Below are 26,960 nucleotides of genomic sequence, written 5' to 3'. Positions count from 1 at the left end.
TTGCGTTTTATTATTATGCCAGGCTGGAGTGCGCGCCGAAACTGTGTACGAAAAGGTGGTTTTTGACTGGGGCCTGAACACAACCGAAGCGGTCTCCGCGGATTATGACGGCGACCGGCTGGTTGACCCGGCGCTTTACGATGAAAACGCGGGCTTGTGGGGCGCCTTGCTTTCCGGAAGTGAATACGCCGAACTAATGACTTCCTTCGGCGGTCCGGGCTGTTATCCGGTGGTCGGCGATTTTGACGGCGACGGCAAAGCGGACCTGACGGTTTACCGGGAAAATACCGGGGAATGGATCACCAGACTTTCCGGCAACTTTTATCAGCCCATGACCACCACGCTCGGCGGACCGGGTTATCTGCCCTCCCCCGGCGACTATGACGGCGACGGCATTTGCGACGCGGCAGTTTATTCGCCGTCCCTGAACAAATGGTACATCTGGTGGCCCGCCGAACAGGACGTAACCGACACCAACCTGCTGGCGGAAATGTTTGCCGCCGCCGTGCTGGACGCCCACCAGCCGGCCGCATCAAAAATCTCAAAAAAACTGACGCCGATCGCCGCCTACAACACCAATCTCGTCTGGAGCAACGGGCTGGTCCTGGTGGCGAGCTTTACCAGAACTTTTGATTACCCGGAGCATATCGGCGGGCTTTACACAAATAAATACGCGGAAAGCTGGGTGACGGCCGTGCCGGAACTGCGGCATTACCTGGCCGGCTATACCGGCACCAATTATCTCCTGCGCGTCAAGCAGGCCCTCGGCATGCCGCATACGGCCGGCAACGATATGATCGCCGAATTCTGGGTGAACCCGCAATCGCTTTTCCGCCCGAGCCCGGACCCGGAAACAACCGACTGCGAAGCGGCGCTGGATTTTTCATACACCAATTCGGCGCGGCTGGCGGTCAGCGAAAACCATTGTTCCTGGTTCACCAATCAGGTGGCGGTCAACCAATGGCCGTGGACCCGTTTGGGTTACACTTACGACTGGGCCAGGCCGCGCAACATCAAGGGGCCGAGCGAATTTGTCATTCCCTTGAATTCGGTTTTCATTGTCAAATCAATCACCGACGCAGAAACATATATTTTATATGGTCCGGGCAACTAAGGCGGAAAAAAACGCCAGAAAAAACAGTCTACCGGCAGACCGTTGCTAATGCTTCAATATTCTTCCGCAAATTTAACGCCCGGCGCCATTACGCGCCCCGATTACTCCGGGCGGCTGGTTGTATTTTTCGCCATCCTGGCGGCGCTCATCACGGCCCTGATTTATGAATTCGTTTTCCTGCGCACGCCGATCACCACCGACGAAACCAGCTATGTTTTCCAGGCATACGCTTTCCTTGAGGGCAAAATATCAAGGCCCCTGCCGCCAATCCCGAACGCCTTCGCCCAGGAAATGTTCATTATGGATGAGCGCGCCGGCTGGATGTCGCGTTATCCCCCCGGGCATAGTTTCTGGCTGACGCCGGGATGCGCGGCCGGCTGGCCGCATCTCATGGCGGCCCTGGCGGCCGGACTTTCCCTCTGGTTCATCGCCCGCACAGCGGGCCTTTTCAATGCGCGCGCAATGACGGCGGCCGGCGTAATGCTCCTGCTCTCGCCGTTTTTTCTGTTTACGCACGGAACGCTCCTGAGTCATACGAGCGGTCTGCTGGCAACCGCGCTGTTTCTGTATGGTTTTTTCCGATGGCAATACGAGGGCGCCGCGCGTTTCGCGGCCCTGGCGGCGGCCGGCTGGGGCTGGCTGTATATTAACCGGAGTTATACCGCCGTCTGGCTGGCGCTGCCTTTCGGCCTGTACGTATTAATGCAATTGAAAAGTCTCTGGCGCGACAAAACATACTGGCGCGGCATTATCTCTTTCGCCGGCGTGGCCGCCGGCTTCATGCTGGTTCTGCTGGCCTATAACTACTGCGCGCTGGGCGACCCGTTTACATTGACTTATCTGTATTACGATCCCAGCGAAACTCCCGGTTTTGGCCTGAAACATACCCGCTACAGCGAGGTAATGCACACGCCGTTAAAGGGGTTGACGAACCTGGCCCGGAATTTAAACCTGTATGACCGCTGGCTCTTCGGTTTCCGCGGCTCGCTGGTAATCGCCCTGTTGTTGGCGCTGACCATGTGGCCCCGGGAGACCCGCTTATGCGGCCAAACGAAGCGCCGGATTCATTCCCCCTGCGCCCTGATGCTGTCCGGCGCCGGCCTGGTCTGGACCGCCTATGTGTTTTTTTATTACTATGGCCGCCATGAAACCGGCCCCATTTATTTTTTTGAAACCCTGCCGCTGATCATCGTGCCGGCCGCGGTCGGATTCGCGCGTTTAATTGACCGCATCCCGCGGCGCGGGGCGCGCCGGGCGGCGCTGATCGCGGCCGGCGCGGCGGTCCTGGGAGCGAGCGTTTACTTCATGGCCGGGCAGAAAGAAGTTTTGCAAAAAGAATACGGAACTATCAGCAAATATCTGGCGTTATTCCGGAGCGCTCCCGATCAGGCTTTGATCCTGGTAGACGAATCGGTCCCTTTTTCAAACACGCACAGCTTTTTCTTCCTCAACCGGCACGGCCTGAAAAGCCGTCCCTTGGTGGCGAGATCCTTGAATAAAATGGACAAATTGCTCCTGGCGCATTTCCCGGAACGAATTCCGTACCGGCTTTCCGGCAAAGAACTGCGCCTGATTCCGGTCCGGCCCGAAGTTCTTGCCTATGAACTGGAAGCCAGACCTGATCTCATGCATGGCCGGACCGGCCGGCCGATTGAAAGCCATGCGCAAAAAAAACGCGCCGCGCGGGAAGCCGACGCGGCGCGCGATGAAGCCGGCTGGATGGCATTCGGCGTTCAGTGGCCGGTTTATCGGGGAAAGTTTGAAGCATCGTTTGAGCTCGTTACCGGCGGCGCGGCGTCGGAACCTGTCGTTACCCTTGAAATCGCCAGCGATGCGGGCCTGCGGCAGCTCGCGCAAACAGTTATTCAAGGGGCGGCCACCGGCGGCTGGCACAGCCTGACTTTCACGGCGGAAAAAATAATGAAGGTTGAACCGCGCGTATATTTTCACGGCCGGGGAAAGGCGCGGCTGGGCCGCATCCGCCTCAGGGAAATCCTCTCCGCACCCGCGGATATCGCTAAACCGCCAGCGCCGACTTGCGCCGGCATTTAGGGCATTGGATGCTCACGCGCGCGGCGCGCACGGTTTTATCCGCCGCGATTTTCACGTTTTCGCCGACCACGGCCAGCTCGCGCGCGGAAACGAGCATCAAGGTGGGGTTGGTGAAAGCGAGCGGGCCAAGACGCCTGACCAGCCAGCGCAACTGGTCCAAAGGCGCGATCACAGCGCCGCAGCATTCGCAGAGCAGAAGGTCTTTTTCCACGCTTTCTTCAAAATCGGATTTTGAAAAGCCGGCATAATCGTATTCATTGGATAATTTTATGCCTTTTTCGGTCGGGCAATATCTTTCGCACTGGCCGCACTGGATGCAGGTATCCAGATACTGGGTCAGCCGGCGGGCCGGTTTTGGGCCGGACAAATCATCAACCAGCTTGATGGCCTCGGCGGGGCAAACCTCCGCGCAGGCCCCGCAGCCTATGCAGTCCTCGGCATGATAGCGCGGGCGGCCCCTGAACTGGCGGATGGGCTCATAGGGCGCGGCCGGAAAACGGGTGGTGAAAGCCCGCGCAAAAAAAGACCTGATCGCCAAACTCAATATCCGGAATTGAAAAAGACAGGGCAGTTTCATTTTGTTTCCTGTGTCGGCGGGGGCGGTTGTTCGTGTTTGCGCGATATTTCCGGAAAGTCCTCTTTGTACCTGTCAACAACGCTTTTCTCCCAGAGCCGGGCGCCGAACGAATAGGCGCCATGGGCCAGGGCATGGGCGGCGGTGGGAGCGGTGATCAGGACAAACACCATGCAGATCAGACAGCGCGCGCTCAACTGCGCCGAACCGGAGAAACCGGATGCGATTATCACGCCGAGCATGACCATACAGGTGCCCATGGTAACGCATTTGGTGGCGGCCTGCAAACGATTGTATATGTCGGGCAGACGGATCATGCCGACGCAGCCCAGCACATTGAAGGCCAGCCCGATCACAACAAAAATCATCCCGATAACGTTACTCATCAAACCCCCTCCCCTCCAAATGCTTGGCAAGCGCGATGGTGCCGATAAAACTGATAATCGCCCAGGCGATGCCGATATCCATGTAGAACGCCCGGCCGGTTTTCAACGAAAGCAAAGCCGTAAAACAGAGCACCACGATGCCGAAAATGTCTATGGCCGTGGCGCGGTCCGCGGCAGTCGGCCCGCGGCCCACTCGGTAAAGGCACAGGCCGCAACAGATCAGCAAAACCAGGTATGCAGAAATGAAAAACATTTTATCCTTTCCGCTTTTTCATCGCAATCTTTCAGGCCTGCTCCAGAATCCTCTTGATGAACCATTCAAAACGGCTGACAATATGCCGGGTTGCGCCCGCAACGTCATCGGCTTTCACATTGATCCAATGGACGTAAAGGTCGCCATTCTTATCCGCGTGCAAGGTCAATGTGCCGGGCGTCAGGGCAATGGCGTTGGAAAGCATGGCCATTCCCGCGCCCGTTTTCAGGGAGGTTTTTACCTTGACAATTCCGGGGCGAATGGGCATGGCGGGATGCAGAATCCGGTAGGCCACGTCAAAGTTGGCCCGGATCACGTAGAAAACAAACACCGCCAGATAGGCCGCGAACCAAAAGAGGCGCACCGGATTGATCCAGGTCGCGAAACTTCGGGGAATATCTTTCCGCATGATCAACGTCACCAGCAAAGCCACAAGGGCGCCCGGCAGGATTTCCGAGCCGGCAATGCGGCAAACGCCGTCCACCGTCTCAAAGGGCCAGACCAACAGGACCCAGAAGAGCAGCAGCATCAAAAACATGGCGATTTGTTTCATGTCTCTATATTCCTATCGTCACCCGGCGCCGCCCCAGGCGCGGAGCGCATCCGCCGCCGGCCCGATCAGGTAAGGGTTGCGAAATCCCGCCAGAACCAGCAGGGCTATAAGCACGCATAACACCGCCAGCAGAATCATGGCCGCGCGCATCAGGAAGGGGACTTCCGCGGCCAGGGCCGAGGCCGGTTTATGGTCGTTATAAAAAGCGTGTTTCTGCATTTTCAACAGCGCCGCCAGCGTGGCCAGGCTCATCGCCACCGCGGCCAGGGCCAGCCAGGGATGCCCGCTTTCAAGGCAGGCCAGCACAATGATCAGCTTGCTCCAGAAACCATTAAAAGGCGGAATCCCGGAAATCGACATGGATCCCACCAGCGAAATATTGGCCGTGAAAGGCATGTTGCGCCACAGCCCGCCGAGGCTCTTGAGATCGCGGCTGCCCGTCGCATATTCAACCGCGCCGGCGTTAAGAAAGAGCAGCGATTTGAAGACCGAGTGGTTGAGCATGTGAAAAAGCGCTCCTACCAGCCCGAGGGGCGTGCCCAGTCCCAATCCGACCACAATATATCCAATCTGGCTGATACTGGAATAGGCCAACAGCCGTTTCATGTCCCATTGTCCGAGCGAAAGAATGCCGCCCGCGACCATGGAGACCAGCCCGAGCGTCCGTAAAATCAGGAGCATATCCGGCACAAGCTGGATCGAAAACACGTTGAAAACCAGCCTGGCCAGGACATAAATTCCCGCGGTTTTTATCACCACGCCCGAAAGTATAGCCGAGACCGGCGCCGGGGCCGAAGGGTGCGCATCCGGCAGCCAGGCATGAAAGGGAACGAGCGCGGCTTTCAGACCAAAGCCGCAGATGAAAAGGCCAAGCGCCATGGTGAGCGGCCTGTTAATTCCGCCTGCGGCGATTCTGGCCGCGGCCTCAACCATGTTGAGAGTGCCGAGCATTGCGTAAAGCAAGGCAATACCGATAAGAATGAAGGCGGAGGCCACGGTGCCAAGCACGGCATATTTAAAGGCGGCCTCCAGTTCGTCGTGTTCGCAGCCAAACGCCACCAGCGCATACGAACTGATCGCCACAATTTCCATGAAGATGTACAGGCTGAACAGGTCGCCGGTAAGCGCAATGCCGTTCAAACCCGCAACCATGCAGAGAAAGATGCTGTAATACCGGAGCTTGGACGTGTACCTGGTCATGTATTGAACGGAAAAGATAGCCATGGCCAGGCCGATGGTATTGATTATTATCAGCATCAACACGGTCAGTCCATCCAGCCGCAGGGCGGCGCCCAAGTGCGCGCCCCACCCTCCCGGAACGTATTCCCCGGTTTGGCCGATGGCGAGACATGCCAGCGCCGCCAGCGCCAGCATGACCGCATTGGCCAGCAGGTCGGGAACCCGCTTGAGGGCCAGCGACACCAGCGGGATAAAAAACGCCGCCCCAAGGGGAACCGCGATAAACAATGGAAGCAGGCTGCTCACGCTATCCTTTCAACCTCCGCATTTCCGTGATGTCAAATGTTCCAAAACGTTCATACAGTCTTATACAGAGCGCCACCATCAGAATCAGCAGGCCGAGATTGATGACGATGGCGGTCATGACCATGGCCTGCGGCAAAGGATCAACGGCGCCGGCCGTGAATGTCGCCACGGTCATGCCCGGGTTCAACACGGGGGCACAGCCGGCGGCCCGGTAGCCGATCAGCACCAGGAGCGCATTGATCCCGAACTCTATAATTACCAGGCTGATGACAATCTTGACCACATTTTTCTTGACGACCGCGCCGTAGAGACCGACCGCAATCAAAACCATGCAAAGGGCATATTCCATCTCAACCCCTCCTTTTCCGCATCATTCTCCGTTTGCCGCCGTTGATTGCCACATGCACGGCCGCCGTGACGGAGAAAACCACGTAAATCAACATGCTCACCACGAGCGCCAGGGAAAAATCGTACACGAACATGACGTTGACCCTGAAAAAAGACATGACTCCGGAACGTCCCCCCGCCGGAAGCTCATTTAAAAAAACGCCCGGACAACAGGCCGCCGCGACGGCGGCAGCCAGAAAGATCAGGGCCGCGAAACTGGCCAGTTTCGCGGCAAAACTCTTGCCCAGAATCTCCAGGCCGACGCGCTGGCCTTCCGTGAGCGTCAGCAAAATGAACGCGCAGGCCATGACGACGCCGCCGGCAAACCCGCCGCCGGGCGTTTCGTGGCCGTGGAGCACAAGATATACGCCAAAGAGAAAAATAAAACCCTTCAGCCAGCCGGCCACCGACTTGGCCACCAGATCCATGCCCTCTTTCTTTGGAGTTTCGTTCATACGGCATCCGCCTCCCGGTCTTTTTCCATCTCCTGCTTGCGCGCCGGCCGCCGCAGAATCGCCAGCGCCCCAAGGACCGCGCAGAATAAAACGGCAACTTCGCCGAGCGCGTCGCTATTCCGGTAACTCAGGATCAGGGTGCTGACGATGTTTCTCGGCACAACCTGTTCCGGCCCGCGCGCAAGGTACTCGGCTGAGGCTGTCCCGGCGATGCGGTCCATCACGGGCCGGCCGAACTCCGGGAAATCCGCAAACATCATGACGCCGGCGACGGCAATCACCAGCACAAGCGCCGCCGTAACGACCATTCCGAAAAACTCGCGGTCCCCCGTCACGGAAGTGAGATCGCGGCTGATCGTGGCACGGATCAGGATAATCAGGCAGAGCACCTCCACCACCAGCTGGGCAATGGCCAGGTCCGGCGCCCCCATAAACAGGTACAAGATGGAAATCATGATGCCGACCGCGCCCATGCAGACGATGGACGACAGCAGGTTCGTCGTCTCTATGGCGATGATGGCGCCAATGATCATCAAAACCAGCAATATGACCAGCAGACTCATGTTATGCCCCTGAAACCGAAAAATAAAATCCACAACAAAAACAGCAGGCCGGCCAGCACCCAGGTAAGGTACATCGGCAGAAGCCCGCTGTGGGCGCTCCGCAGGATGCCCATAAAGTAAAAGACAAATTTACCGCCGGCCTCATAGATGTCAAACAGGTTCCTGCGGGCCGCCTCATAAATCCCGCGCAGGGGAATCATGTCCTCTATGGTTTTGTAAAAGTCAACCCCCGTAACCTCCACGCTTTCCGCCTTGCCGCCCCGCCGGTGGCGCACTGCCTCCTCCATGATCTCCCCGCCGATGTAAGTATCGCATGGACGCGCTTTACGGACTGCGGCAAGGAGATAAACAATCAGCCCCAAGATGCAGGCCGACAACAGGAGCGCGGCCGCCAGCCCCGCCTGCCAGTCTCCGGTCAGCCGGACGGGGCCGCCCACGGCCGGAAAAATCATCCCGGAAAGCGGCAGTTGATACGCAAACACGCCGAAAAGGACGCAAACAAAAGCCAGCGCAACTCCCGGCAGCCACATGGAAAAACCGGCCTCGCGGATATGGCGATGGCGCAGTTCCGCGGAGGGCTTGCAAAGAAAAACCGCGTGCAGTATCTTGACAAAACTGGCCAGGGTCAGGGCCGAGCCGAACATCGCGGCCGCCATCAAAAAAACCCAGAGACCGTTCCCGTTCCGGCCGGAATCCACCAGGGCCTGGTAAATCATCCACTTGGAATAGAATCCGTTCAGCGGGGGGATGCCGGAAATGGCGAGCGCGGCAACCAGGAAGGAAACAAAAGTCAGCGGCATCGCCCTGGCCAGCCCTCCCAAACGGTCCAGGTCCGTCGTGCCCGCCTCTTTTTCAACCGAACCCGCGCAGAAGAACAGGGCTGATTTGTAAATGACGTGGTTCAGCATGTGAAAGAGGCCGGCGGCGATTCCCAGGGCCGTGCCGGTGCCGATGCCAAGAACCATGTATCCCGCCTGGCTCACGGCGTGATAGGAAAGCAGACGCTTGAGGTCGTGCTGCACCAGGGCCATCATCACGGCGCAAATGATCGTGCCCGCGCCGATGATCATCAACAGAGCGCGCATGGCGGGAGTCATCACGAACAAATCCGTGGTCAACCGGACCAGGAAGTAAATGCCGATCAGTTTGTCAAGGGAGGCGGGCAGAAACGCCGCGACGGAAGCCGGTCCCTTCTCGCCGGCATCGGGAACCCAGGAATGGAAGGGCATCACCCCGGCCTTGGCCAGGGCCGCAGCGGCGATGCACAAAAAAGCAACAACCCGGGGCCATCCGGCCAGCTCCAGGCCGATGCCGCTGATCGCGAGCGAGCCGGAGAAAGTCCACACCATGGCCGCGCCCAGCATCAGCAGACAGTCCGTGCCGCCCACAATAATCAGGCTTTTTCTGGCGGCATCGGCCGCCGGCGAGCCGGCGATACCGATCATGGCATAGAGGGTGAATCCAAGTATGCCCCAGAAAACCAGAAGCATAATGAGATTGTCGGCCAGGACCGCGCCGCAGGAGACGCCTATGGTCCACAGGAGATAGGTGTAGTATTCCCGCCGGCGTTCCTTCCCGGCCATGTATTTCATGGAATAAAGGGCGGTGAGAAAACCGAACACGGTTATCAGCAGCAGGACGAAGGAATTGAGATGATCCAGCCGCAGACTGCCCCGCGCCACATCCAGAATCATCGGAGAAACGCCCGGCATCCGCTTCCAGACCAGCAAAAGGGCGCACACCATCAGGAAGGTGACGGCGGCGGCCGAAGCCGCCAGCGCCGGCCGGACGCGGTCAAAGGCGCCGGGCAAAAGAAGGCAAAGCAAGCCCGCGGCCAGCGGGAACACGATCGGCAGAACCATGGAATTGAACAGAATTTCCATAAAATCTTACGCTTTTATTGCAAGCCGCGGGCCTTCCAGCCCCAACTCCTTTTTCAGCCTGGCGGTTTTTTCCTGCGACAGGCGGATTAATTCGCCGGATGAGCAAATCCGCCGGCCGCTGCCGGCGTCAACGGCGGCCATGCGCTCCGTGCAGCAATAACAGGGATCAACCGCCGCCAGGATGATGGTGGCATCCGCCACCGAATGACCGATCACGGTCGTCTGGTTAGTGGCGACGTTCATAAAACTTGGCGCCCGGATTTTGTGCCGCGCAGGACGGTTGCCGCCGTCGCTGAGAATATAATGGATCACTTCCCCCCGCGGCGCCTCGTAGGTGCCGATGCCTTCTCCGGGCTTGATTGATTTCGGATTGGCATCAATGGGCCCGGACACGGTTTTCAGCGCCTCCAGGCACTGTTCAATGATTTTCACGGATTCAAGCATCTCCAGTATCCGCACCATGGCTTTGTCAAAAACATCGCCGTTCTTTGCGGTGATGATGTTCCAGTCAACGCGTCCATACGCCAGGTGGGGATGGTCCTTGCGGACGTCCCGGGCCACGCCGGAAGCCCGGGCAGTCGGGCCCAACGCGCAATAGTCAATGGCCTGTTGTTTTGTGAGCGTCCCGACCCCCTGCAGACGGGCGTGAATGAGGGGATCGTCCGTCACCGCATCCCTGAAAAGACAGAGCGGCCCCTTGAGATTGGCCACCATTTTTTTAATGGCGGGAAGGTCTTCCGTCCTGATGTCGCGCCGCACGCCGCCGGGTTTCATCATGCCGTAATGATTGCGGTTGCCCGTGATCAATTCAAACAGCTCAAGCACCGTCTCGCGGTAGCGCCAGGCCCACATCCAGACCGTATTGAACCCCAGGAAATGCCCCGCCAGCCCCAGCCAGAGCAAATGCGAGTGCAGGCGCTCCAGTTCCCCGATCACGGACCGGATGTAAAGCGCGCGTTCCGGCACTTTTACCTCGCCGGCGTCCTCAACGGCCTGCACACAGGCCAGCGGATGGGAAGTGGAACAGATGCCGCAGATCCGCTCCACGAGGAAAACGGTCTGCTCGTACGTCTTGGATTCCGACAGTTTTTCAATCCCGCGGTGATTATAGCCGATCTCAATATCCAGGCCGACGACTTTCTCGCCCTCCACGTGAAGCCTGAAAAACTCCGGCTCCTCCTGGAGCGGGTGATAAGGGCCGATTGGTATTATGGTTGTCTTTGCCATGATATTTTACCGCACATAATCCCGCCGCAGCGGATATTTGCCCGCGGGCCAGTCATCGCTCAAAAGCAGGTGGCGCATGTCCGGGTGATTATGAAAGGTGATGCCCAGCAGTTCCCACATCTCCCGTTCAATCCATTCCGCGCCCCTGCAAATCGCGGTAATGGATTCAATCTCCGGTTTTTCCCGGTTCAACTTCGTGCGCACGCTGAAAAACATCCCGCACTGGTCAAAGGCCCAGTGATAAAGCACTTCCATGGCCGAGGGCGTGTCCGTGCCGGTGGCGATTGAAAAACGCGCCTCCAGATCGCGGAACAAACAGCGGGATATTTCGGGGATATCCTCCGGCCTGGCTTCAACATATATCCGCCGGGGGGACTTTTCGGTCCAATTGATGATTTTGCCTTCCAGTTTTTCCCTGATCAGGCTGATTATTTCTTCCCTTTTCATGCGCCTCTCTTCTGTTTGGCGGCGCGGCTTTTGCCGGCGGACGCATCCGGCGGCGCGCCGCGCAATTTGTTTACCAGTTTTAGAATTGCCATAATCATCGCCTCGGGCTTGGGCGGACAGCCCGGCAGATAAATATCAACGGGAATATATTGGTCAAGGGGAACGTCCCAGTTGTACGATTTCTGGAACATGTTACCGGTACAGGCGCAGGAGCCGATCGCAACGACAAAAATCGGCCGGGGCGCCTGCTGATATACCCGTTTCAGACGGACGGCGGCTTTCTTGTTGAAAATGCCGCTGACCAGGAGAACATCCGCGTGCCGGATACTGCCGACAAGCGTGATGCCGAACCGTTCCAGATCATAACGCGGCGTAAGCGTATCCAGAATCTCAATGTCGCAGTTGTTGCACGCGCTGCCGCCGAGGTGAAACACGTTCAGCGATCTTGTAAGAATATTTACGGCAAACCCCATTGTGTCACCATCCGATCATTGCGGCCAGAACCGCCGCCAAGGCGGCGAGGGTCGCCGGCCCCCAGAAAAACCTGACCGCCTGGTCAATCCGGACCCGCGGCGCCGTGTTGCGGATTAAAATCACCAGCACCACCAGCCCCAGGTATTTCAGAACTCCGCCCAAGACCGGCAGCCAGCCCTTGTCAAAAACAATTCCGCCGCAGAAAACCGCCACCAAGAAAAGCGGCATTATGAAAAGCATCATGGCGCGCGTCAATTTAATAATCCCCAGCGGCGGGCCCGAATATTCCAGGTAGGCGCCCCCCGCCAGTTCCGTCTCGGCCTCGGGGGCGTCAAAAGGCACCAGCGTCAGCTTGGCCTGCATGCAGACAACCGCAACCACCAGCGCGATGACGCCGGAAGGCGCATAGACCGCCGGAGCCGCCGCCAGCAGGTCGGAAAACCGGATGCTTTGCGTCTGGACAACCGGCACCAGGATGGCCAGGACAAACGGAAGCTCATACGAAAGCAGGAGTTTTATCTCCCGGCTGCCGCCGAGCGAGGCCAGCGGGTTTTGGGCGGCGAACGAGCCGATGATCACGGAAACGGCGGGCATGGTGAGCAGGTACAGAATCACGATGATATCGCCGCTGAAAGTCTGCCCGAGCGGGAGAAACGCCCGCCAGATCAACATTGAGGCCAGCGCCGCGCCCGCCATGCCGAGCAACGGGGCCGAAAGGAAAAGCCAGCGCGCCGCGCCGGCCGGCACGCAGGTTTCCTTGATCATCAGCTTGAGCACGTCGTAAAACGGCTGGAGAAAAGGCGGGCCGACGCGCATCTGAACATACGCGGTAACCTTCCGGTCCACCCAGCTCGTCGCCAGCCCCGCTGCGGCGGCAAACAACAGCCCCGGAAAAACCAACACCTGTAAAATCAGATAAAAAATATTCATGGGGCTACACATCCTTCTTGTCCCAGCGCGGCGCCCGCACTGCGAGGCGCTCGCCGATCAGGAAAACACCGTCCTTGGGCGACTCTTCCACTTCCCTGAACTCAATGGCTTTCTTTGCGCAGCTGATCACGCACGGCGTCTCCCCGCCGTCCGCTGCGGCGCAGAAATCGCACGCACTGACATAAAACGGCAGCGTTTCGGGGTAAATGGTCCCGAAAGGACAGGCATGGCTGCAGCTTTTACAGCTCACGCAGCGCAGGTTATGGCGCTTCAGCACACCGTCGCCCTGCCGCTCCAATGCCTCAAATTTGCAGGCCGCCACACAGCTGGGATCCTCGCAGCGGCGGCAGACCAGGGCAAAGGCCGCCATTTCGCGCAAGGCGAGGACGCCGTGATCGGCCGCCTGCGAACGGTAAAAGTACGCGCATTTCACCGCGCACTTATCGCAGCCGTCGCACTTGTTCAGGTCTATGAACAATCGTTTTGCCACTGTTTAATTCAGTCCCAGATTTTATTCAGATTTTTCACGCGGTCATAGGTGAACACGGGGCCGTCCTTACAGGCGTAATAAGGGCCGAGGCGGCAATGCCCGCATTTCCCGATACCGCAGCTCATGTTTTTTTCCATGGAAAGGTAAATGTTTTCCGGCGCGTAACCCAGTTTTAATATTTCCAGGGTCGCAAATTTCATCATGATCGGCGGTCCGCAGACCACGGCCACCCCCTCGCCGGGGTTGCAGGTCAGTTTCTTCGGCCCGAGGATGGTCGTTACCACGCCTTCATTGCCTTTCCAGTCCGCATCGCTTTTGTCAACGGTGATCATGACGTCCAAGTCCTTTCGGCCCCAGCTTTCCTCAACCGCCTTGCGGTAAACTATGTCAGCCGGGGTCCGGGCGCCGTAACGGACAATTATTTTCTTGTATTTGTCAACCTCTTCCAGCAGCGCAAAGAGCAGGGCCCGCAAGGGCGCCAGGCCGACGCCGCCGCCCACGATCAGAATTTCCTTTCCGTGATATTTTGCCAGGGGATACGGCTGGCCGAGCGGACCGCGGACGGCCAGCTCCGCGCCGGGCTTCAGGGCGTGCAGTTTTTCGGTCACTTTTCCCACGCGCATGATGGTGAGCTCAATTTTTTCGCTCTCCGCCGGCGAAGAAGAGGGCGTGAAGGGCGCCTCGCCCGTCCCGGGCACGGTTAATTCCACAAACTGGCCGGCCTTGAAGACAAGCGGTTTGGCCGGCCGCACCAGGAAAGTCTTGATGTTGGAAGTTTCCTGAATCACCTTTTCCAGTATGGCCGGAACCGGCATGTAAGGGTTACAACTCATGAACGGCTCTCCCCAGCACCTTGCGTATGTCAATCTTGCCCGTGCAGGCCTCAACGCAGCGTCCGCAGCCGTCGCAGGCGTAAATTCCGAGGATTTCGGGAAAGAAACTGAATTTTTTTTCAAACCGGTTATACAGCCGCTCGGCCCGGTGGCGGCGTGGATTGGCCCCGCCGGCGACCGCGGCAAAATTCTTGTAAAGACAAGCGTCCCATTGTTTTACGCGGGCAAAGGCCTTGTTTTTACTTTCGCCGTCGGCCAGCAGGAAACAGTGGCAGGTGCAGCAGATCAGGTTGCAGGCGCCGCACTCAACGCAATCCAGCGCAAAGTCGTCCCATATTTTTCCCCCCTGCGATTTTTCAACCGCGCGGCGCAGGTCGGCGCCGCAAGCCAGCCCGTTTTGCTCGGCCTGCGCGCAAACTTTCCGGGTGAGTTCCCGGCGGTTCCGGTCGCGCTCTTTAAGGAGCGCGTCATCGGCGGCGGCAAGAAATTTTCCGGCCTTCTCCAGCAATTGCCGGCCGCGCGCGCTGCCCGCCTCCACGAGATACCCATGCTCGGTCGGCGAAATATTGATGTCAAAGCCGGCTTTCGGATAGGGCTGTTCCCCGACCGCCGGACAAAAACACACTTCGCGCGCGGCGGAGCAATCGCAGGAAATTATTATGGTTTTTTCACGGGCTTCCCGGTAAAGCGGGTCCGCGGGTTCCGTGTTGAGAAAAACATGATCGTGGATTTTGAGGGCGGAAAGGTCGCAGTTTTTCACGCCGATTACGATGCGTTCCGGCATAACCGCCTCCGGCCGGGAACGGCCGATTTCCCCGAGAAACTCGCGGGGACGGAACACCAGCGTTTTCAGGGGCTCCACCTGGCGAAACGCGCCCAAAGTATGCCGGCCGGGCTGCCACGAATCGGCGCGCGTCAAATGATACTGCCCCGCGCTTTCTTCAAGCGCGAAAACATCGCGCCCCGTCGAAATGGCGCTTAAAAAATCATCCAGCCTGGTTATGTCCAGTTTATACATCATAATTTGGGTGTTTTTTAAAAAGCTGTGATTGTATGGATTTTGCGCTGTTTGTCAAATTTTTGTATTTCCGGTCCATTCCAGCGTGAAACGCCAATTTTAAAGCAATTTTATGCGGAACTCCGGGCATAAAAACACAGCCGGGCGCCAATCAGCGCGGCCGTGCCGGCTTTAAGAATCACCAGCAGCCAGCAGGTGCCGCCAAAGCCGAACAAGGGCAGAAAAACAATGCCGATGCACAAGCCGCCCAGCGCCGCGCCGAATAAATCCACCGCGTTCAAAAGGGCGATGTTGCGCGGAACCCGCGCGTCATTTTCCACCGCGCGGTTTTGGCCGGAACGAGGCTGCGGCAAAGGGGCGCAGTTCGCGCCGGGCGGCGGCGCGCCCAGCAAACCGGCGGCCAGGATAAATTGCGCGCCGCCCGCAAAACCGGCCAGCAAAGTCAGGAAATAAATCATGCCGGCCGCGGGCCAGGCCGCGCTAAAACGCCACCCGTTTTCCATCAGGAAAGGCAGACCGGCCGCCGCCAGGATTAACGCCAGGTCCAGCGTCAGCAAAAGCATCCAGTTTTTTACAGCCCGGTCAACCGGATATTTCCGGACCGCCGCCGCGCCCAGGGTAAGTCCCAGCATGAACATGGCGAGAATCAGCCCGATGCTGGCGTAAATGTATCCCAGCAGGGTTTGAAACATGAAGATTAAAACCAATTCAAGCGCCATGGCCGCAAAGCCGGTGACCGCGACAACCGTTATGAGAATTATCCGCTCGGCGCGGCCGGCGGCCGCCGCCGTTTTGCGCCCCAACATGATGATTGCGAAAATCAGGAACAAAACGGCGGCAACGGCGGCCGCGGCGCCGGCGTGTTCAAAGCGCATCCGATATAGAAAGCCAAAAAGATGTTCAAGACGCGAGCCACTGTATTTGCTCCACAGCAAAAGACTGTAAAACGCCGAGATCGGCTTCAGGGCCGAATTGGCGGGCGCTTCTGTTTCCGCAAGCCGCCGAAGCATAAAATCGGTTTTATCAACGCTGATTTCATCGGCGTTCAGAAAATATTCCGGCCGGAAATAATCCGTCTTGACCCCGGCCGCGCGCCAGCGCGCGTAAAGAGTTTTGCCGTCAAACGTTAAAGGCGCGTCTTCTTTGCCCGCGAAAAACCGGACGCGGGGCCCGGCGGTGGCCAGCAGGCGCGGGAAAACCGTCTGCAGCGCCCTGTAAATGGAAGCGGTCATGCCGGCGGTTTTATCCCGCAATTGTTCGGAGGAATTGACCGCGGTATAAAGGAAACCCCGCGGGGCAAGAATGCGGCTGATGCCGCGGAAAAACTCCACGGTGTAAAAACGGTTCAAGCTTACGGTGGTCGGCTCGGGCGCTTCAACTATGACAACGTCAAAAATTTCCCGGCTGTTTTTCACAAAACGCGGACCGTCCGCCGGGCATTTCCGCAAACGCGGATCCGCGCCGGCCCGGCGGTACGCATCGCCGGCCGCGTCAGAAAGCATGCCATTGATGAGAGCATCCAACTCCACATGGATAAGTTCGGTTAAAGGATATTTCAGCAGTTCCGGGATGTCGTTGGCGGGACTGCCGCCGATAAGCAGGACGCGTTTTGCATCCGGCTTCTGCGCCATGATAAAATGGATTTTCTGTTCGGCGGAAATCTGATCGGGAAAGGCAAAGATCACCTGGCCGTTGCCGTAAAGCGTCTTTTGCCCTTCCGATTCAATCAGCGCCAGGTTCTGGTAACGGCTGTCCCTTGAAGCGACCAGACGCGGCTGCCCGGAGGCATGCCCGGCGCCGCGCGGCAGAACGCCGAATGATTCCCAGCGCAGCCTGATGCCCCTCATCTCCAGGGCGTTAATCGGGCCGGGTAACGCCAATATGATCACCAGGCCCGAAGCCGCGGCCCAGCCGGCTTTGCGCAGAAAAAAACGCGGCGCAACCAGCGCACTCCCGCAAAGGCCGCACGCCGCCGCCGCGACGGCCACGCCCAGGGGCGGCAGAAAATTAACAAGCGCAAAGGAAAAAATCACGCCGGCCGACATGCTGCCGGCCGATTCCGCGGCGTAAACGCCGGCCGCGCTTCCATTCTTGAGAAGCGCCAAACGGCAGGTTACCGGAAATAAAATCCCGATAATAAGACAGACCGGCGCCAGGACCAGGAAGGCGCCGGCCATGATCGGCGGCAAACCCATGTACTCGCCCATCGGGACACAAAAAAAAACCCTCAGCGCGCGCGCGGCAAATACAAGCAACGGCAGGATTGCGGCCGATACGGCCAATAACCCGGCCGCCAGGGCGCTTAATTTTTTTTCGCCCGCCCGCCCCAGCAAAGGCCTGACGACCAGCGAGCCGGCGCCGACCATCAACAGCCAGGCCGCGAAAATAATCCCGATGGTCAGTTCGTTGCCGTAAAACGCCACCATCAGCTCGCGCGTCAGGATAATTTGCGCGAACATGGCGTAGAGGCCCGTGCAAAACATCATGGCTGCAATTTTACCGCGAAAAACGGCCGCCGATGAAGGCGACGATGACAAAATACTGCGCATAAGACATACACGCGCCGGAAAATAATCTTATTCCATGGCCCTTTTTCCGCCCGGGTACCATTCGTAGGCAGACAAGCCGATCCTGCGGCCGGGTCTGGACCATGGAATATCCTTTTCCGACGGCAGTTTCCACTCGCCGTAACAGTTTTCAAGCGTTGCGCTCAAATTTTCCGCAAAAACATATTCCTGGCCCTTCTCGTCCCGCCGGCGGCGGATCATGCCCTGCGGAAACGATATAATTTCCGGCATGGATTCCTGGGCGCCGTTCATGCAGAGCGTCTGGGCGCGGGCCGCCTCCGGTCCGCACACCGGCCGGAAACCGGTGCGTACGGCTTCAATGCACTGCCAGAGCTTGTTGAACGACTGGTCGGATGCGGGCAGGCGATATTCCCTGGTCTGGCCGTCGTTGAATACGGCCCGCAGGGCGGAACCCGCCTGCAATTCCACCCTCGTCTTTTCAAAAATAAATTCACTCATGAGAGGCAGCGTTTCTCCGACCGCATGGGAGGTGACAAAGAGAATCTCAACGCCGCCGGCGGTTTTAGCACGCAGGCAGGCCGTGTCGTAATTCTCAATGCCGTAGGCGCTCAATCCAACAAGGATGATGGATACTTCTTTCATTATCTGGATTCCTTTTCTTGCAATGCGGCGGATGCGTTTATTTTTGGAATATGATGGTTTTTATAACCGCGCATGCGGGCGCGGAGAAGATAGAAGAGTTAAGGCAAGAATATTTGGATGCATATCAATCCGGCATTGAGAGTTTCAGAACAAAACGATGCGTAAAAAATAAAGCTAATTTTATCCTTTGTCAACCGGCATTTAACCTGACAAACTTAAACGTCAAGACTGTGTTACCCCTGGGGGTAACACAGCCTGAAGCAAGAAGATAGAAAATAATACTGGACAACCCGGTCAGCTGGAGCGTGGAGCAACGGCTGAAGCGGCGAAAGTTTGTGGCGCAGAACAGCCGGTATTTACTGCTGGTGAAACGCGGGGAGTATCCGAATCTGGCCAGCCGGATATTGAGCTTGTGCGGGCGGCGGTTGGCGCAGGCTTCAAAACACGGACGACGGCTTCGGACGGAACCGAAGCTAAACTCACAGTTTCACGAGCACCGCGTCCATGACTTCTTCGCAGTATTTACAATCGCCGCAACGCCGCGAACACGACGTCGTCCGCCTGAACCAGTCCGCCGGAAAACGGGTATTGTCAATAATGAACGGATAGAGCAGAGGGGCGAAGCCCGGCTCAAAAAGGTCAAGCAGGTTTCCCGTGAATTTTCCCTCAATATAAGCCCGGAGCACGCGCTCGGGATTGGCGTGCATGCGCGTCGCCAGCTTGACCAGCGGAAACAAGCCGCCGTAATGAACAAGTTCCTCGGGTCTGACCCATGAATTTTGCAGCAAAGCGCTCCAGGCGCGGCGGTCGGCAAGGTAGTTCCGGCACACGCAGGGGTTCCACCCGGCCGTATTTTTCATGCCGGAAATTTCCCGTTCATGCGCCACGAGGTTGTCGTGAAACACCTGCCCGGGACAAAAATTGAAACATCCGCTGTTGGCCAGCATGATTAGTTTTTTTCCGTTCCCGTCCGCCCAGTTTTTAAGCTCGGCGAGCCGCTCTAAATCCCGGTTGAACTCGCGCTGGACGCAAAAGCTGTCAAAATACGCGGCGGCCATCTTCATCGCGCCGATCGTCCCGATTCGCATGTTGACCGAGGCGCGGACATCAAGCGCGGGAAACTCTTTCCGGACCGCCGCGGCCGCAAACAGGGAGGCGGTGGTGACGCCGTCCAAGCCGATGTTTTCGCAAAGGTGGGCGATCAGCGAGCAGATGAAATTGCGGAAGTGTTCGGAAAGGCTGTCGCGGCCGTAGCAGTTCGCGTTCAGAAGCAGATTGAGCTTTATATTCCTTTTTTTGAAAAGGCGCAGATCGTTTTCCAATGTCTCCCGGCCGTTCCAGTCCACGCAGCCGTCCTGAACGGCCATGACGGCGCGGCCGCTCGGCGTATCCGGCCACGGAAAATACACCTCCGCCACATGATCAAGCAGCCCGCCGAGCGCGCCGCTGAACGGCGGCTCGTCTTCGCCGGAAAGCTGATAGCCAACGGAAAACTTCATGGCGCCTCCCCGCGCTTGCATCCGCCAAAAAATTTATTGCGGCAGTTTCCAGGGCTTGGAACGGCGGAAGGGATTGGCGAATTTATTTTTCACCCGGCCGCGTTCCTCCAGGTGAATCATACACGCCCGGATGCATCCCCGCGCCCCTTCCAGCGCCCGGCCGTACCCGTATTGAGCGCCGACTTTATACTGCTGGGACTCGTGCGCGTCCTGATTGAACCCCGCCTCGTCCGCCGGGCTCGTTATGAAAGGATTGTATTCCTTTGAAGCTCCGCAGAAATACCGGCGGCATACTTTGAAATCAATATCACTCCATTCAACCTGCTTGCCGGCCAGAACAACCTTCACCGTTTTTTTCGGATGGATGCATTGCCCCGTGCATTCCCGGACGCACGACATGCAACGGTCGCAAATCGTCCCCGGCTCCATCACCGGGTCGGGTGCAAGCTCCAGGTCCGTCATCACCGCCGCCAGACGCTGGCGCGGGCCGAATTCCGGGGTAAGGAATATCTTGCTGTACCCGATCTCGCCCAAACCGGCGCAGAACGCGGCGATCCTGAGATGCACGAACACGTCCGGGGCCGGCTTGTCGGGCGACACCGGCCGGCTGAATTCCGGCCGGGGCAGGCCGGTTTTCTCCGGATACTGGCCGGAGGAATCGGTGTTGGTCCACGGAAAGTTATTGGGAATCGGCACGGCCTCATAACCGTCATCCTCTATGACTTTGCACAAATTCCACAGGGTCATGGGCTGGTATATCTTGTTGATGGCCGCGTATCCCATGCTTGAATAAGTCGAAAAAAACGTGCCTTCCTCTATCCCGCGCAACGCGCCGCGCAAAATGCGGAAGCCCATGACAATCATTGACTTTGCCCCGGGAAAAATATAGCGCGGGTCCATCTGTTTCGGCGCGCCCTCAAAACGATCCATTGAGGCGATCCCGACGATATCGGCGCCGCATTCCTTTGCAAGTTTTTTCACTTCACCTGATGTCAGCATGTTGCTTCCCTCCCGGCATTTGTTTGTTCAACTCCTGTCCTTTGCCTGTATTTACATGAACCAATATAAACCATCGGCCGGCTTATGTCTTTGCATAATCCGGCTTTTTGTTTGCACAATCTTACGGGCCGCTTTTTGCGGCGCGGCCCGTTTTCAGCGGAAAAGCCGAAGGACTGCGCCCGAAATGCCGTTTAAAAGCCCGGCTGAAATAATGAATGGATTCAAAACCGAGCCGTTCGGCAACTTCTTTTACGGACAAGCCGGTGTGGGCCAGAATAATTCCGGCCCTTTCCATCCTGTATTTGTTCAGATATTTTACGGGCGAACAGCCCGTTTTATCCCGGAATACCTCGGAAAAACGGCTTGCGCTCAGGCGCGCTACCCGCGCAAGAGCAGGGAGGGATAGTTTTTCACAGTAATGCTCCTGGATATAAACCAAGGCCCTTTGCGCCGCGATTTCACCCTGCCTTGTTCCGGGCGAAACCCCCTTTTCGCGGCAGAAATTCCGTAATACCAACGAAAATATCTCCAGCAGGTAGACAAACACCAGGATGCTGTCGGCGGGCCGCGTGACGCTGAACTCCGCCTTAAGACGGCCCGAAATTTCTTCCGCGATTTTCCGGCCGATTTTCACTTTGTGCCAACCGGCATCCGGCCGGCCGAATAAAACCGAAAGGTCGCCGTAATTTTCAAGGAGCAGCGGACGGTGCAATATCTGCAAAACCTCGCAGGCGCTTTCGCCGGACGCCCAGGCGTGCGGCTTGCCGGGCGGCATCACCAGGCATTCCCCCGGCCCGGCGCTCATTTTCTTTCCATCGGGATCGGCCAGATGAAAAGCGCCGGCAATCACAATGAGCACTTGAAACATCGCGTGGGTGTGGGACGCTCCGCCGCAGCGGGGCGGATATTTTACCCAGCTGACAAGTTGAAACGGGGGAAACAGAAATTTAGCCGGAATCCATGTTTTAACTTTGCCCATGCCCTGTCCCTCGGAAAAAGACCGGCCGCGAAACCGGAAAGGTTTTAACCGCCTTGTTCCCTTTTTTCAAGCGATAAAACCGATTTGTTCCGTTTTCAGGCTTTCCGGCGGAACCTCCACCAGAAATCTGGATGGGTTCATGAAGTTGACGCCGCCGTCCGTGTTGCGGCGGACGGACGGAAAGCAGAAGAAAAGATCGTCCTTGGCGCGCGTAACCGCCACGTAAAAAAGACGGCGTTCCTCCTCGTCGCCGCCCGCCTCGTTCAAAGAACGGGCGGAAGGAAACATGCCCTCCGCGGCCCAGAGAATAAACACGGCGCGCCATTCCAGTCCCTTGGCCTGATGCACGGTGCTCAACCTCAGACAATCCGCCGCCGCCCGGTCCATGCGGTCCAGGTCGGCGTCCAGATTGGTAACCAGCGCCACTTCGTTCAGGAACTCCTCAACAGAATCAAATTCGGCCAGAAAACCGGAAAGCCCGCTCAAATCTTCCAGCCGGCGCTCATGGTCGTCGTAGGTTTCCAGCAGATATTCGTCGTAAAACCTGCTGACAAAATCCAGGATCACTTTGCCGGGGTCATGCTTCTGGCCGCCGGCGCGGCGCGGCGGCGCGGACGGCTCTTTTCCCCCCGGATATTCCTCCAGCAATCCGGCGATTTTTTCCCAGGCCGCCCGGGCCGCGGCCGGCACCAGTGTTGCAAGCAACCGCCGCTGTTCTTCGCGGCCAACCGCGAAGTTTCCGCCGAGCTTGTCCCAGCATTTGGCCGCCGTCTTTTCCCCGACCCCCGGCAGGAGACCCAACAGTCTCACAAAGGCCAGCTTGTCCCTCTGGTTGTGCATGACGCGCAGAAGGGAACAGGCGTCCTTGACGTGGGCCTGCTCAAAAAACCTTACGCCGGACATGACCGCGAACGGAATCTGCGCGCGCGCCAGTTCAAGCTGGAGCTCCATGGCGTGGTAATGCGCGCGGTAAAGAACGGCCATGTCGCGCCAGGCAAGGCCGGCGCGGCGCAGGCGCTGGATTTCCGCAATGACATAACGCGCCTGGTGGGCGCCGTCGCGCAAAACGGCGAAGGTCGGCCGGGAGTAAGGAGGACGGGTGGCGCGTAAAGTTTTCTGATATTGGCGCGGATTACCGGCAATGCAGGCGTTGGCCAGCGTCAGGATTTCAGGCACGCTACGGTAATTGGTTTCCAACTTGAACTGCCGGGCGTCCGGATAGCGTTCGGGAAAGGTGAGAATGTTGCGGTAATTGGCGCCGCGCCAGGAATAGATGCTTTGAAAATCATCGCCCACAACCATGATATTGCGGCGGCCGGCCGCCAGCAGGTCAACCATGTCGGATTGAATCAGGCTGGTATCCTGATATTCATCCACCATGATATACAAAAACTGTTCCCGGTATTTTGCCAGAGGTTCCGGGTGGCAACGGAAAAGCTCGTAAGAGTTGACGAGCAAATCGTCAAAATCCATGGCGTTGAGGCCGCGTTTCTTTTCGCCGTACAAGGCCAGGACGCGCAGCACGTCGCTAATATCCACGGGATGATCCTTAAAACACGCGGCGGCCGCTTCCTCCGGATCAACGCGCCGGTTGACCGCGCCGCCCAAAAGCGCCAGGAGCACTTCCGCGCGCGGAAACTGGCGGTCGGTCAATTTGAGCTCCTTGAGACAGGCGCGCATGAGGCCGCGGGAATCATCCCGGTCAAGAATCGTGAAATCAAGCGCAAAGCCGAGCAAATGGGCGTGGCGGCGCAAAATGCGGTTGGCCAGGTGATGAAAAGTGCCGCTCCAGAGCCCGCTCACTTCCGGGCCGACAATATTCCTGGCGCGCTCCAGCATTTCGCGGGCGGCCTTATTGGTGAAGGTCAGCAGCAGGATGCGCCGGGGCTCAACCGCGCGGCCGACGAGATGCGCCACGCGGTAGACCAGCGTGCGGGTCTTGCCGGTGCCGGCCGCGGCCAGCACCAGCAGAGGGCCGTCCGGCGCCTGCACCGCGGCAATCTGTTCGGGATTAAGCTCTGATTCCAAATCTGTCATCCAAAGCGGGCTATGCCCGCAACCCAATGTTATTTCCCTGTTGCCTCTTCCGAAATAAAGTGGAAATGCGCCGTTGATCTCTTAATGGGTGGATAAAAAGAAACCATCACAGGAGAACGGCGCATGAACTCGTTTGTACAAAGATTCAGCAATAAAATCAAGGGCATTATTACAGGCCCGACCGCAGCGTTTTCAAAGGCATACCCCCATCATCCTTACCCAGCATTGTTTTCTTGCTTTTCATCACGGTTTTTGACATTTCAGGTGCTAATCCAAACATCATAGTCCAAAGGAAGGCGCTATCATTTTATTCCAACCGCGTGATTCTGATGCCGTTGATTCTCAGATTTCCGCGGCCGAGAAACCGGAATTCAAGATACATCGGCACGTTCTGCGGCTGGACGAATTCAGTCAGGGAACGCGCCCCGGCCACGACCGGCACCCAGTTCAGGATGCAATCGCGGTCATGGCGCTTGACGTTGAATTGTCCCAGCAAAACGCCCCGGGGAGCATCCGAATTGAAAATGAGTTCAATCCGGTAGCGCCCCTTTTCCAGCGGCATTTTCGGTCCGTAAAAAATAAGCGCTTTGGCCTCGCGCTCCTTCTCCAGCACAACCGCGCCCCCGTCCAGACTCGTGTAACCGGCATGAAACATGCCGGGCGCCGGCAGGTCAATTGTCCGGCCGGCACAGGGGGTAACCCACGGTCCGGCGGTTAAGAGAATCCGGCTGCATTCCACCGCGCCGCTCTCGTATTCAATTTTCAAGCCAAGCGGATTAAAATGGTCAAAATGATCAATGGGGATGTCAATCCATGCCCAGTCATCGGACTGAATATCAATCAAATCGCGGCTGACCGCTTTCCCGTCCGCGGAAATGACGGCGACGACCGCGCCCGCGCCCCGCGCCCGCATCATCCAGCGCAAGTGCGGCGACGGCGCGACCCGCAGGGCCGGAACCGCGAGCCATGATCCGGGCCCGCTTAAAACCGTATAGGAGCCGAACACATTGAGGTCGTCATGGCTGACGCGCGTTTTGCCGCCGGCGCAATTCTCCGCCACCCAGTGGCGGGCACAGCCGAAAACCCAATGGTCCGTTTTTAATTCATCCTTTTCAACCGGACCGGGCAACATTTTGAAGGCCCAGACGCGGCCGTCCTGCCTGATAACCCGCAGGCGGGGGTGCGCGAGGAATTGTTGCAGGGTGAAACCAACGGGAAAAGGGCTCACTTTTTCCGGGAAAAGGTCTTCGTGTAAAATCACATATTCAATCCCCCGCCGCAACAGTCCGTCAATCTGTTCGTCGGTCAGACGCCCCTGGTTGGCGCTTTCATACCGGCGGAAAACGTTGTCAAAATAGTATTTTGAGACAAACGGGTTATAACCGTTCACCATCCTGACCCGGTAAAGCGAGGCGTAATACTGATAAACGGAAGAATAATGCGAATCGCCCGGCCACAAGATTACCACCAGCGCGTGCGGCGCTTTGCCCGCCGCGGCGGCGTCCTCGGCCACGGCGGCATAAGCGCCCTGTTGATCGTCAAGCAGCGAGACGGTCGGATTGACGCGCAACGCATGTTCGCCCGCGACGGCCGCGCAAAAAACCGCCGCCAGCAGAATTTTTATCGGCCGGGCCCTTACATGGACAAAAACGGCGCTTAAAGCAAGGCCGGTTGCCGCGGCCAGCAAAGGAGGCATCAGACAGAATATTTTCGCCGGCTGGCGGATAAATGCATAGGGAGGAATTATTTTTCTGCATATTCTGAACAAAACGGCGTGTTCCGGACCGTTCGTGCCGAGCGCCAGCGCCATGATACCGGCCAGCGCCGCCAGCATTAAAACCATGACCAATAGCCGGCGCGGGCCGGCCGGACTGCGGCGCACAACCGCCCATATCAAGCCGGCCGCGCCGGCCGCCAGGAACGCCAAAGGCGTCAGGCCCAGGTAGATATGACTGGAAACGCCCGAAGTCAGCCAGCCAAAAAAACCGTCCGCCTGCGGCGAATAGAGCGCGACCTCGCGCCAGGCGCGCGCGCCAAGCGAGGCCGAGGCGGTGAGGTGTTGATTTGCTGCGGCGGCGCCGGCAAACATCTGCATCAAGGCGGGGAAGGCGAGCGCGCCCCCCAGAAACAGGGGAATCGGCAGGAGGGCCGTAAAAACTTTCTGCCATGAATGCCGTCGTGTTTTGCTTGCATCCGGCCCGGCCGCGGCAGCCACCAGCGCCCAGAACGGCGATACCAATGCGCCGAAGAAAAAAACATGGTTGTCGGTCCACGAGGCAAAAAGCAGGGAAACGCCCGCCAATAGTCCGCCGGAGGGTTTGCCGGCGCGCACGGCCAGATCAATCCCGAGTAAAACGGCCGGAATCCAAACGCAGGCAAACCCGGCCGGGCTGCCACCGAAAAGATTGATCCAGCGGAACGGCAGGGTAATGGCAATCAATGCGGCGCAGGCGGCCAGCCAGTCGGGCCGGCAATAACGCCGCACCAGTAGCCAAGCCAGGAAAAAAGTCATCCAGAGGGACAGCAAGCCGGTCAAGTTCCAGCCGAACGCCCGGCCGGCGGTTAGGGCCAGAACCGAATAGACGAGCGAGAAGGGGAAATAATAAGCGTCCGGCCGGTAATTTTCACCCTTGCCCCGCAAAACATCCTGACCGGCCGCGGAGGATTTTAGAGCGGCAACACTTTCGCAGGAAGAAGAGAGGCCGGCCCGGTCACTGCCCGTATTGAATTCATAAGGATTGCAAAAAAGGGGCGTCTTGCCGAAAATCATGTCGCCGGCCAGCCAGCAGTAATACATGAATTGCAGGTGGTCGCCGGGGATGAGCGGCTGCGCTTCGGCCGGCGCAAGGTGCGCCGCGGCGGGAATGCCGGACGTCAGGTAGCGCGGCAGCGGCCATGAAAACCATGCCCAGACGCCAAGCGTGATGACAAATGAAAAAAGCCCAATCCGCCTTGCCGTCATGCCGTCATCATAGCGATCTCATGCGCCATCAACAAGCACAAAACAAAACGAAGGCCGGGCCCCGCAGGGCCGCGTCAAGAAAGCCGGAGAGTGATAAAAGGCGAGAGGAGTGCGGTTTAGAGGGCAACAGAAGCAAGATTTGGAAGGCTTTGCCCGCTACGGGCAGGCCCGGAAGGCGGGACAAGACCAT

At 58.0% G+C, this 26,960-nt stretch carries 25 protein-coding genes; 2 read left to right on the top strand and 23 right to left on the bottom strand.

What is annotated here, in order from left to right:
* The first annotated feature begins 43 nt into the window (after positions 1 to 43).
* Positions 44 to 1,114 (top strand): VCBS repeat-containing protein, encoded by a 1,071-nt coding sequence (locus tag PHP98_06645; protein MDD5483314.1) that lies wholly within the window; start codon positions 44 to 46, stop codon positions 1,112 to 1,114.
* Between the two features lie 48 nt (positions 1,115 to 1,162).
* Positions 1,163 to 3,166, top strand: coding sequence for a hypothetical protein (locus PHP98_06640; GenBank protein ID MDD5483313.1), 2,004 nt, complete (start codon positions 1,163 to 1,165; stop codon positions 3,164 to 3,166).
* On the opposite strand, the gene PHP98_06635 is transcribed toward PHP98_06640, so the two are convergent.
* The 23 genes from PHP98_06635 to PHP98_06525 all read right to left on the bottom strand — a co-directional run bounded on the left by PHP98_06635 (position 3,132) and on the right by PHP98_06525 (position 26,770).
* Positions 3,132 to 3,743: a 4Fe-4S binding protein gene (locus PHP98_06635; GenBank protein ID MDD5483312.1), complete on the bottom strand. Its 612-nt coding sequence runs from the start codon at positions 3,741 to 3,743 to the stop codon at positions 3,132 to 3,134. The two genes, PHP98_06640 and PHP98_06635, sit on opposite strands and share 35 nt — an antisense overlap.
* Positions 3,740 to 4,126, bottom strand: coding sequence for a monovalent cation/H(+) antiporter subunit G (gene mnhG / locus PHP98_06630; protein ID MDD5483311.1), 387 nt, complete (start codon positions 4,124 to 4,126; stop codon positions 3,740 to 3,742). The genes PHP98_06635 and mnhG overlap by 4 nt, the downstream gene beginning before the upstream one ends.
* Positions 4,119 to 4,379, bottom strand: a complete 261-nt coding sequence (locus PHP98_06625) for a monovalent cation/H+ antiporter complex subunit F (GenBank protein MDD5483310.1) — start codon at positions 4,377 to 4,379, stop codon at positions 4,119 to 4,121. The genes mnhG and PHP98_06625 overlap by 8 nt, the downstream gene beginning before the upstream one ends.
* Positions 4,380 to 4,410: 31 nt before the next feature.
* Complete coding sequence (locus PHP98_06620) at positions 4,411 to 4,932, bottom strand: Na+/H+ antiporter subunit E (GenBank protein MDD5483309.1); 522 nt, start codon at positions 4,930 to 4,932, stop codon at positions 4,411 to 4,413.
* Between the two features lie 18 nt (positions 4,933 to 4,950).
* On the bottom strand, positions 4,951 to 6,417 hold the full coding sequence (locus tag PHP98_06615; GenBank protein MDD5483308.1) for a proton-conducting transporter membrane subunit: 1,467 nt from the start codon (positions 6,415 to 6,417) through the stop codon (positions 4,951 to 4,953).
* Between the two features lies 1 nt (position 6,418).
* A complete protein-coding gene (locus PHP98_06610; GenBank protein ID MDD5483307.1) occupies positions 6,419 to 6,766 on the bottom strand; it encodes an NADH-quinone oxidoreductase subunit K in 348 nt (115 codons plus the stop codon).
* A gap of 1 nt (position 6,767) precedes the next feature.
* Entirely contained in the window at positions 6,768 to 7,259 is a 492-nt protein-coding gene (locus PHP98_06605; protein ID MDD5483306.1) for an MnhB domain-containing protein, read from the bottom strand.
* Positions 7,256 to 7,822 carry a DUF4040 domain-containing protein gene (locus tag PHP98_06600; protein MDD5483305.1) on the bottom strand — a complete coding sequence of 189 codons (567 nt, stop codon included), beginning with the start codon at positions 7,820 to 7,822 and terminating at the stop codon, positions 7,256 to 7,258. Before PHP98_06600 ends, PHP98_06605 begins: the two co-directional genes overlap by 4 nt.
* Positions 7,819 to 9,705, bottom strand: coding sequence for a proton-conducting transporter membrane subunit (locus tag PHP98_06595; protein ID MDD5483304.1), 1,887 nt, complete (start codon positions 9,703 to 9,705; stop codon positions 7,819 to 7,821). Before PHP98_06595 ends, PHP98_06600 begins: the two co-directional genes overlap by 4 nt.
* Positions 9,706 to 9,711: 6 nt before the next feature.
* Positions 9,712 to 10,932 carry a nickel-dependent hydrogenase large subunit gene (locus tag PHP98_06590; protein ID MDD5483303.1) on the bottom strand — a complete coding sequence of 407 codons (1,221 nt, stop codon included), beginning with the start codon at positions 10,930 to 10,932 and terminating at the stop codon, positions 9,712 to 9,714.
* Positions 10,933 to 10,938: 6 nt separating this feature from the next.
* A complete protein-coding gene (locus PHP98_06585; GenBank protein ID MDD5483302.1) occupies positions 10,939 to 11,379 on the bottom strand; it encodes an NADH-quinone oxidoreductase subunit C in 441 nt (146 codons plus the stop codon).
* Positions 11,376 to 11,852: an NADH-quinone oxidoreductase subunit NuoB gene (gene nuoB, locus PHP98_06580; GenBank protein ID MDD5483301.1), complete on the bottom strand. Its 477-nt coding sequence runs from the start codon at positions 11,850 to 11,852 to the stop codon at positions 11,376 to 11,378. The genes PHP98_06585 and nuoB overlap by 4 nt, the downstream gene beginning before the upstream one ends.
* 4 nt (positions 11,853 to 11,856) lie before the next feature.
* Entirely contained in the window at positions 11,857 to 12,783 is a 927-nt protein-coding gene (locus PHP98_06575) for an NADH-quinone oxidoreductase subunit H (GenBank protein ID MDD5483300.1), read from the bottom strand.
* A 4-nt stretch (positions 12,784 to 12,787) separates the two neighbouring features.
* Positions 12,788 to 13,273, bottom strand: a complete 486-nt coding sequence (locus tag PHP98_06570) for a 4Fe-4S binding protein (GenBank protein MDD5483299.1) — start codon at positions 13,271 to 13,273, stop codon at positions 12,788 to 12,790.
* Positions 13,274 to 13,281: 8 nt separating this feature from the next.
* Positions 13,282 to 14,106, bottom strand: a complete 825-nt coding sequence (locus PHP98_06565) for an FAD/NAD(P)-binding protein (protein ID MDD5483298.1) — start codon at positions 14,104 to 14,106, stop codon at positions 13,282 to 13,284.
* Entirely contained in the window at positions 14,096 to 15,127 is a 1,032-nt protein-coding gene (locus PHP98_06560) for a 4Fe-4S dicluster domain-containing protein (GenBank protein MDD5483297.1), read from the bottom strand. The genes PHP98_06565 and PHP98_06560 overlap by 11 nt, the downstream gene beginning before the upstream one ends.
* Positions 15,128 to 15,234: 107 nt before the next feature.
* Positions 15,235 to 17,610, bottom strand: coding sequence for a hypothetical protein (locus PHP98_06555; GenBank protein MDD5483296.1), 2,376 nt, complete (start codon positions 17,608 to 17,610; stop codon positions 15,235 to 15,237).
* A gap of 90 nt (positions 17,611 to 17,700) precedes the next feature.
* Positions 17,701 to 18,294, bottom strand: coding sequence for a hypothetical protein (locus tag PHP98_06550; protein ID MDD5483295.1), 594 nt, complete (start codon positions 18,292 to 18,294; stop codon positions 17,701 to 17,703).
* A 479-nt stretch (positions 18,295 to 18,773) separates the two neighbouring features.
* Entirely contained in the window at positions 18,774 to 19,793 is a 1,020-nt protein-coding gene (locus tag PHP98_06545) for a hypothetical protein (protein ID MDD5483294.1), read from the bottom strand.
* A gap of 33 nt (positions 19,794 to 19,826) precedes the next feature.
* Positions 19,827 to 20,792 (bottom strand): hypothetical protein, encoded by a 966-nt coding sequence (locus PHP98_06540; protein ID MDD5483293.1) that lies wholly within the window; start codon positions 20,790 to 20,792, stop codon positions 19,827 to 19,829.
* A gap of 121 nt (positions 20,793 to 20,913) precedes the next feature.
* The gene (locus PHP98_06535) at positions 20,914 to 21,771 is read right to left on the bottom strand and encodes an AraC family transcriptional regulator (GenBank protein MDD5483292.1); all 858 of its coding nucleotides are present in this window, start codon (positions 21,769 to 21,771) and stop codon (positions 20,914 to 20,916) included.
* Positions 21,772 to 21,837: 66 nt separating this feature from the next.
* Positions 21,838 to 23,799: an ATP-dependent helicase gene (locus tag PHP98_06530; protein MDD5483291.1), complete on the bottom strand. Its 1,962-nt coding sequence runs from the start codon at positions 23,797 to 23,799 to the stop codon at positions 21,838 to 21,840.
* Positions 23,800 to 24,115: 316 nt separating this feature from the next.
* Positions 24,116 to 26,770, bottom strand: a complete 2,655-nt coding sequence (locus PHP98_06525) for a hypothetical protein (protein ID MDD5483290.1) — start codon at positions 26,768 to 26,770, stop codon at positions 24,116 to 24,118.
* Between the last annotated feature and the right edge of the window lie 190 nt (positions 26,771 to 26,960).

Source organism: Kiritimatiellia bacterium (genome assembly GCA_028715905.1).
In the GTDB taxonomy this organism is placed as follows: Bacteria; Verrucomicrobiota; Kiritimatiellia; order JAAZAB01; family JAAZAB01; genus JAQUQV01.
This window is presented reverse-complemented; position numbering and strand designations above follow the sequence as displayed.

Excerpts from the sequence above, each read along its gene's own strand:
- PHP98_06640 (MDD5483313.1), top strand. The coding sequence starts at position 1,163 with ATGCTTCAATATTCTTCCGCAAATTTAACGCCCGGCGCCATTACGCGC.
- PHP98_06635 (MDD5483312.1), bottom strand. The coding sequence starts at position 3,743 with ATGAAACTGCCCTGTCTTTTTCAATTCCGGATATTGAGTTTGGCGATC.
- mnhG (MDD5483311.1), bottom strand. The coding sequence starts at position 4,126 with ATGAGTAACGTTATCGGGATGATTTTTGTTGTGATCGGGCTGGCCTTC.
- PHP98_06625 (MDD5483310.1), bottom strand. The coding sequence starts at position 4,379 with ATGTTTTTCATTTCTGCATACCTGGTTTTGCTGATCTGTTGCGGCCTG.
- PHP98_06620 (MDD5483309.1), bottom strand. The coding sequence starts at position 4,932 with ATGAAACAAATCGCCATGTTTTTGATGCTGCTGCTCTTCTGGGTCCTG.
- PHP98_06610 (MDD5483307.1), bottom strand. The coding sequence starts at position 6,766 with ATGGAATATGCCCTTTGCATGGTTTTGATTGCGGTCGGTCTCTACGGC.
- PHP98_06605 (MDD5483306.1), bottom strand. The coding sequence starts at position 7,259 with ATGAACGAAACTCCAAAGAAAGAGGGCATGGATCTGGTGGCCAAGTCG.
- PHP98_06600 (MDD5483305.1), bottom strand. The coding sequence starts at position 7,822 with ATGAGTCTGCTGGTCATATTGCTGGTTTTGATGATCATTGGCGCCATC.
- PHP98_06595 (MDD5483304.1), bottom strand. The coding sequence starts at position 9,705 with ATGGAAATTCTGTTCAATTCCATGGTTCTGCCGATCGTGTTCCCGCTG.
- PHP98_06590 (MDD5483303.1), bottom strand. The coding sequence starts at position 10,932 with ATGGCAAAGACAACCATAATACCAATCGGCCCTTATCACCCGCTCCAG.
- PHP98_06585 (MDD5483302.1), bottom strand. The coding sequence starts at position 11,379 with ATGAAAAGGGAAGAAATAATCAGCCTGATCAGGGAAAAACTGGAAGGC.
- nuoB (MDD5483301.1), bottom strand. The coding sequence starts at position 11,852 with ATGGGGTTTGCCGTAAATATTCTTACAAGATCGCTGAACGTGTTTCAC.
- PHP98_06575 (MDD5483300.1), bottom strand. The coding sequence starts at position 12,783 with ATGAATATTTTTTATCTGATTTTACAGGTGTTGGTTTTTCCGGGGCTG.
- PHP98_06565 (MDD5483298.1), bottom strand. The coding sequence starts at position 14,106 with ATGAGTTGTAACCCTTACATGCCGGTTCCGGCCATACTGGAAAAGGTG.
- PHP98_06560 (MDD5483297.1), bottom strand. The coding sequence starts at position 15,127 with ATGATGTATAAACTGGACATAACCAGGCTGGATGATTTTTTAAGCGCC.
- PHP98_06555 (MDD5483296.1), bottom strand. The coding sequence starts at position 17,610 with ATGATGTTTTGCACGGGCCTCTACGCCATGTTCGCGCAAATTATCCTG.
- PHP98_06550 (MDD5483295.1), bottom strand. The coding sequence starts at position 18,294 with ATGAAAGAAGTATCCATCATCCTTGTTGGATTGAGCGCCTACGGCATT.
- PHP98_06545 (MDD5483294.1), bottom strand. The coding sequence starts at position 19,793 with ATGAAGTTTTCCGTTGGCTATCAGCTTTCCGGCGAAGACGAGCCGCCG.
- PHP98_06540 (MDD5483293.1), bottom strand. The coding sequence starts at position 20,792 with ATGCTGACATCAGGTGAAGTGAAAAAACTTGCAAAGGAATGCGGCGCC.
- PHP98_06535 (MDD5483292.1), bottom strand. The coding sequence starts at position 21,771 with ATGGGCAAAGTTAAAACATGGATTCCGGCTAAATTTCTGTTTCCCCCG.
- PHP98_06525 (MDD5483290.1), bottom strand. The coding sequence starts at position 26,770 with ATGACGGCAAGGCGGATTGGGCTTTTTTCATTTGTCATCACGCTTGGC.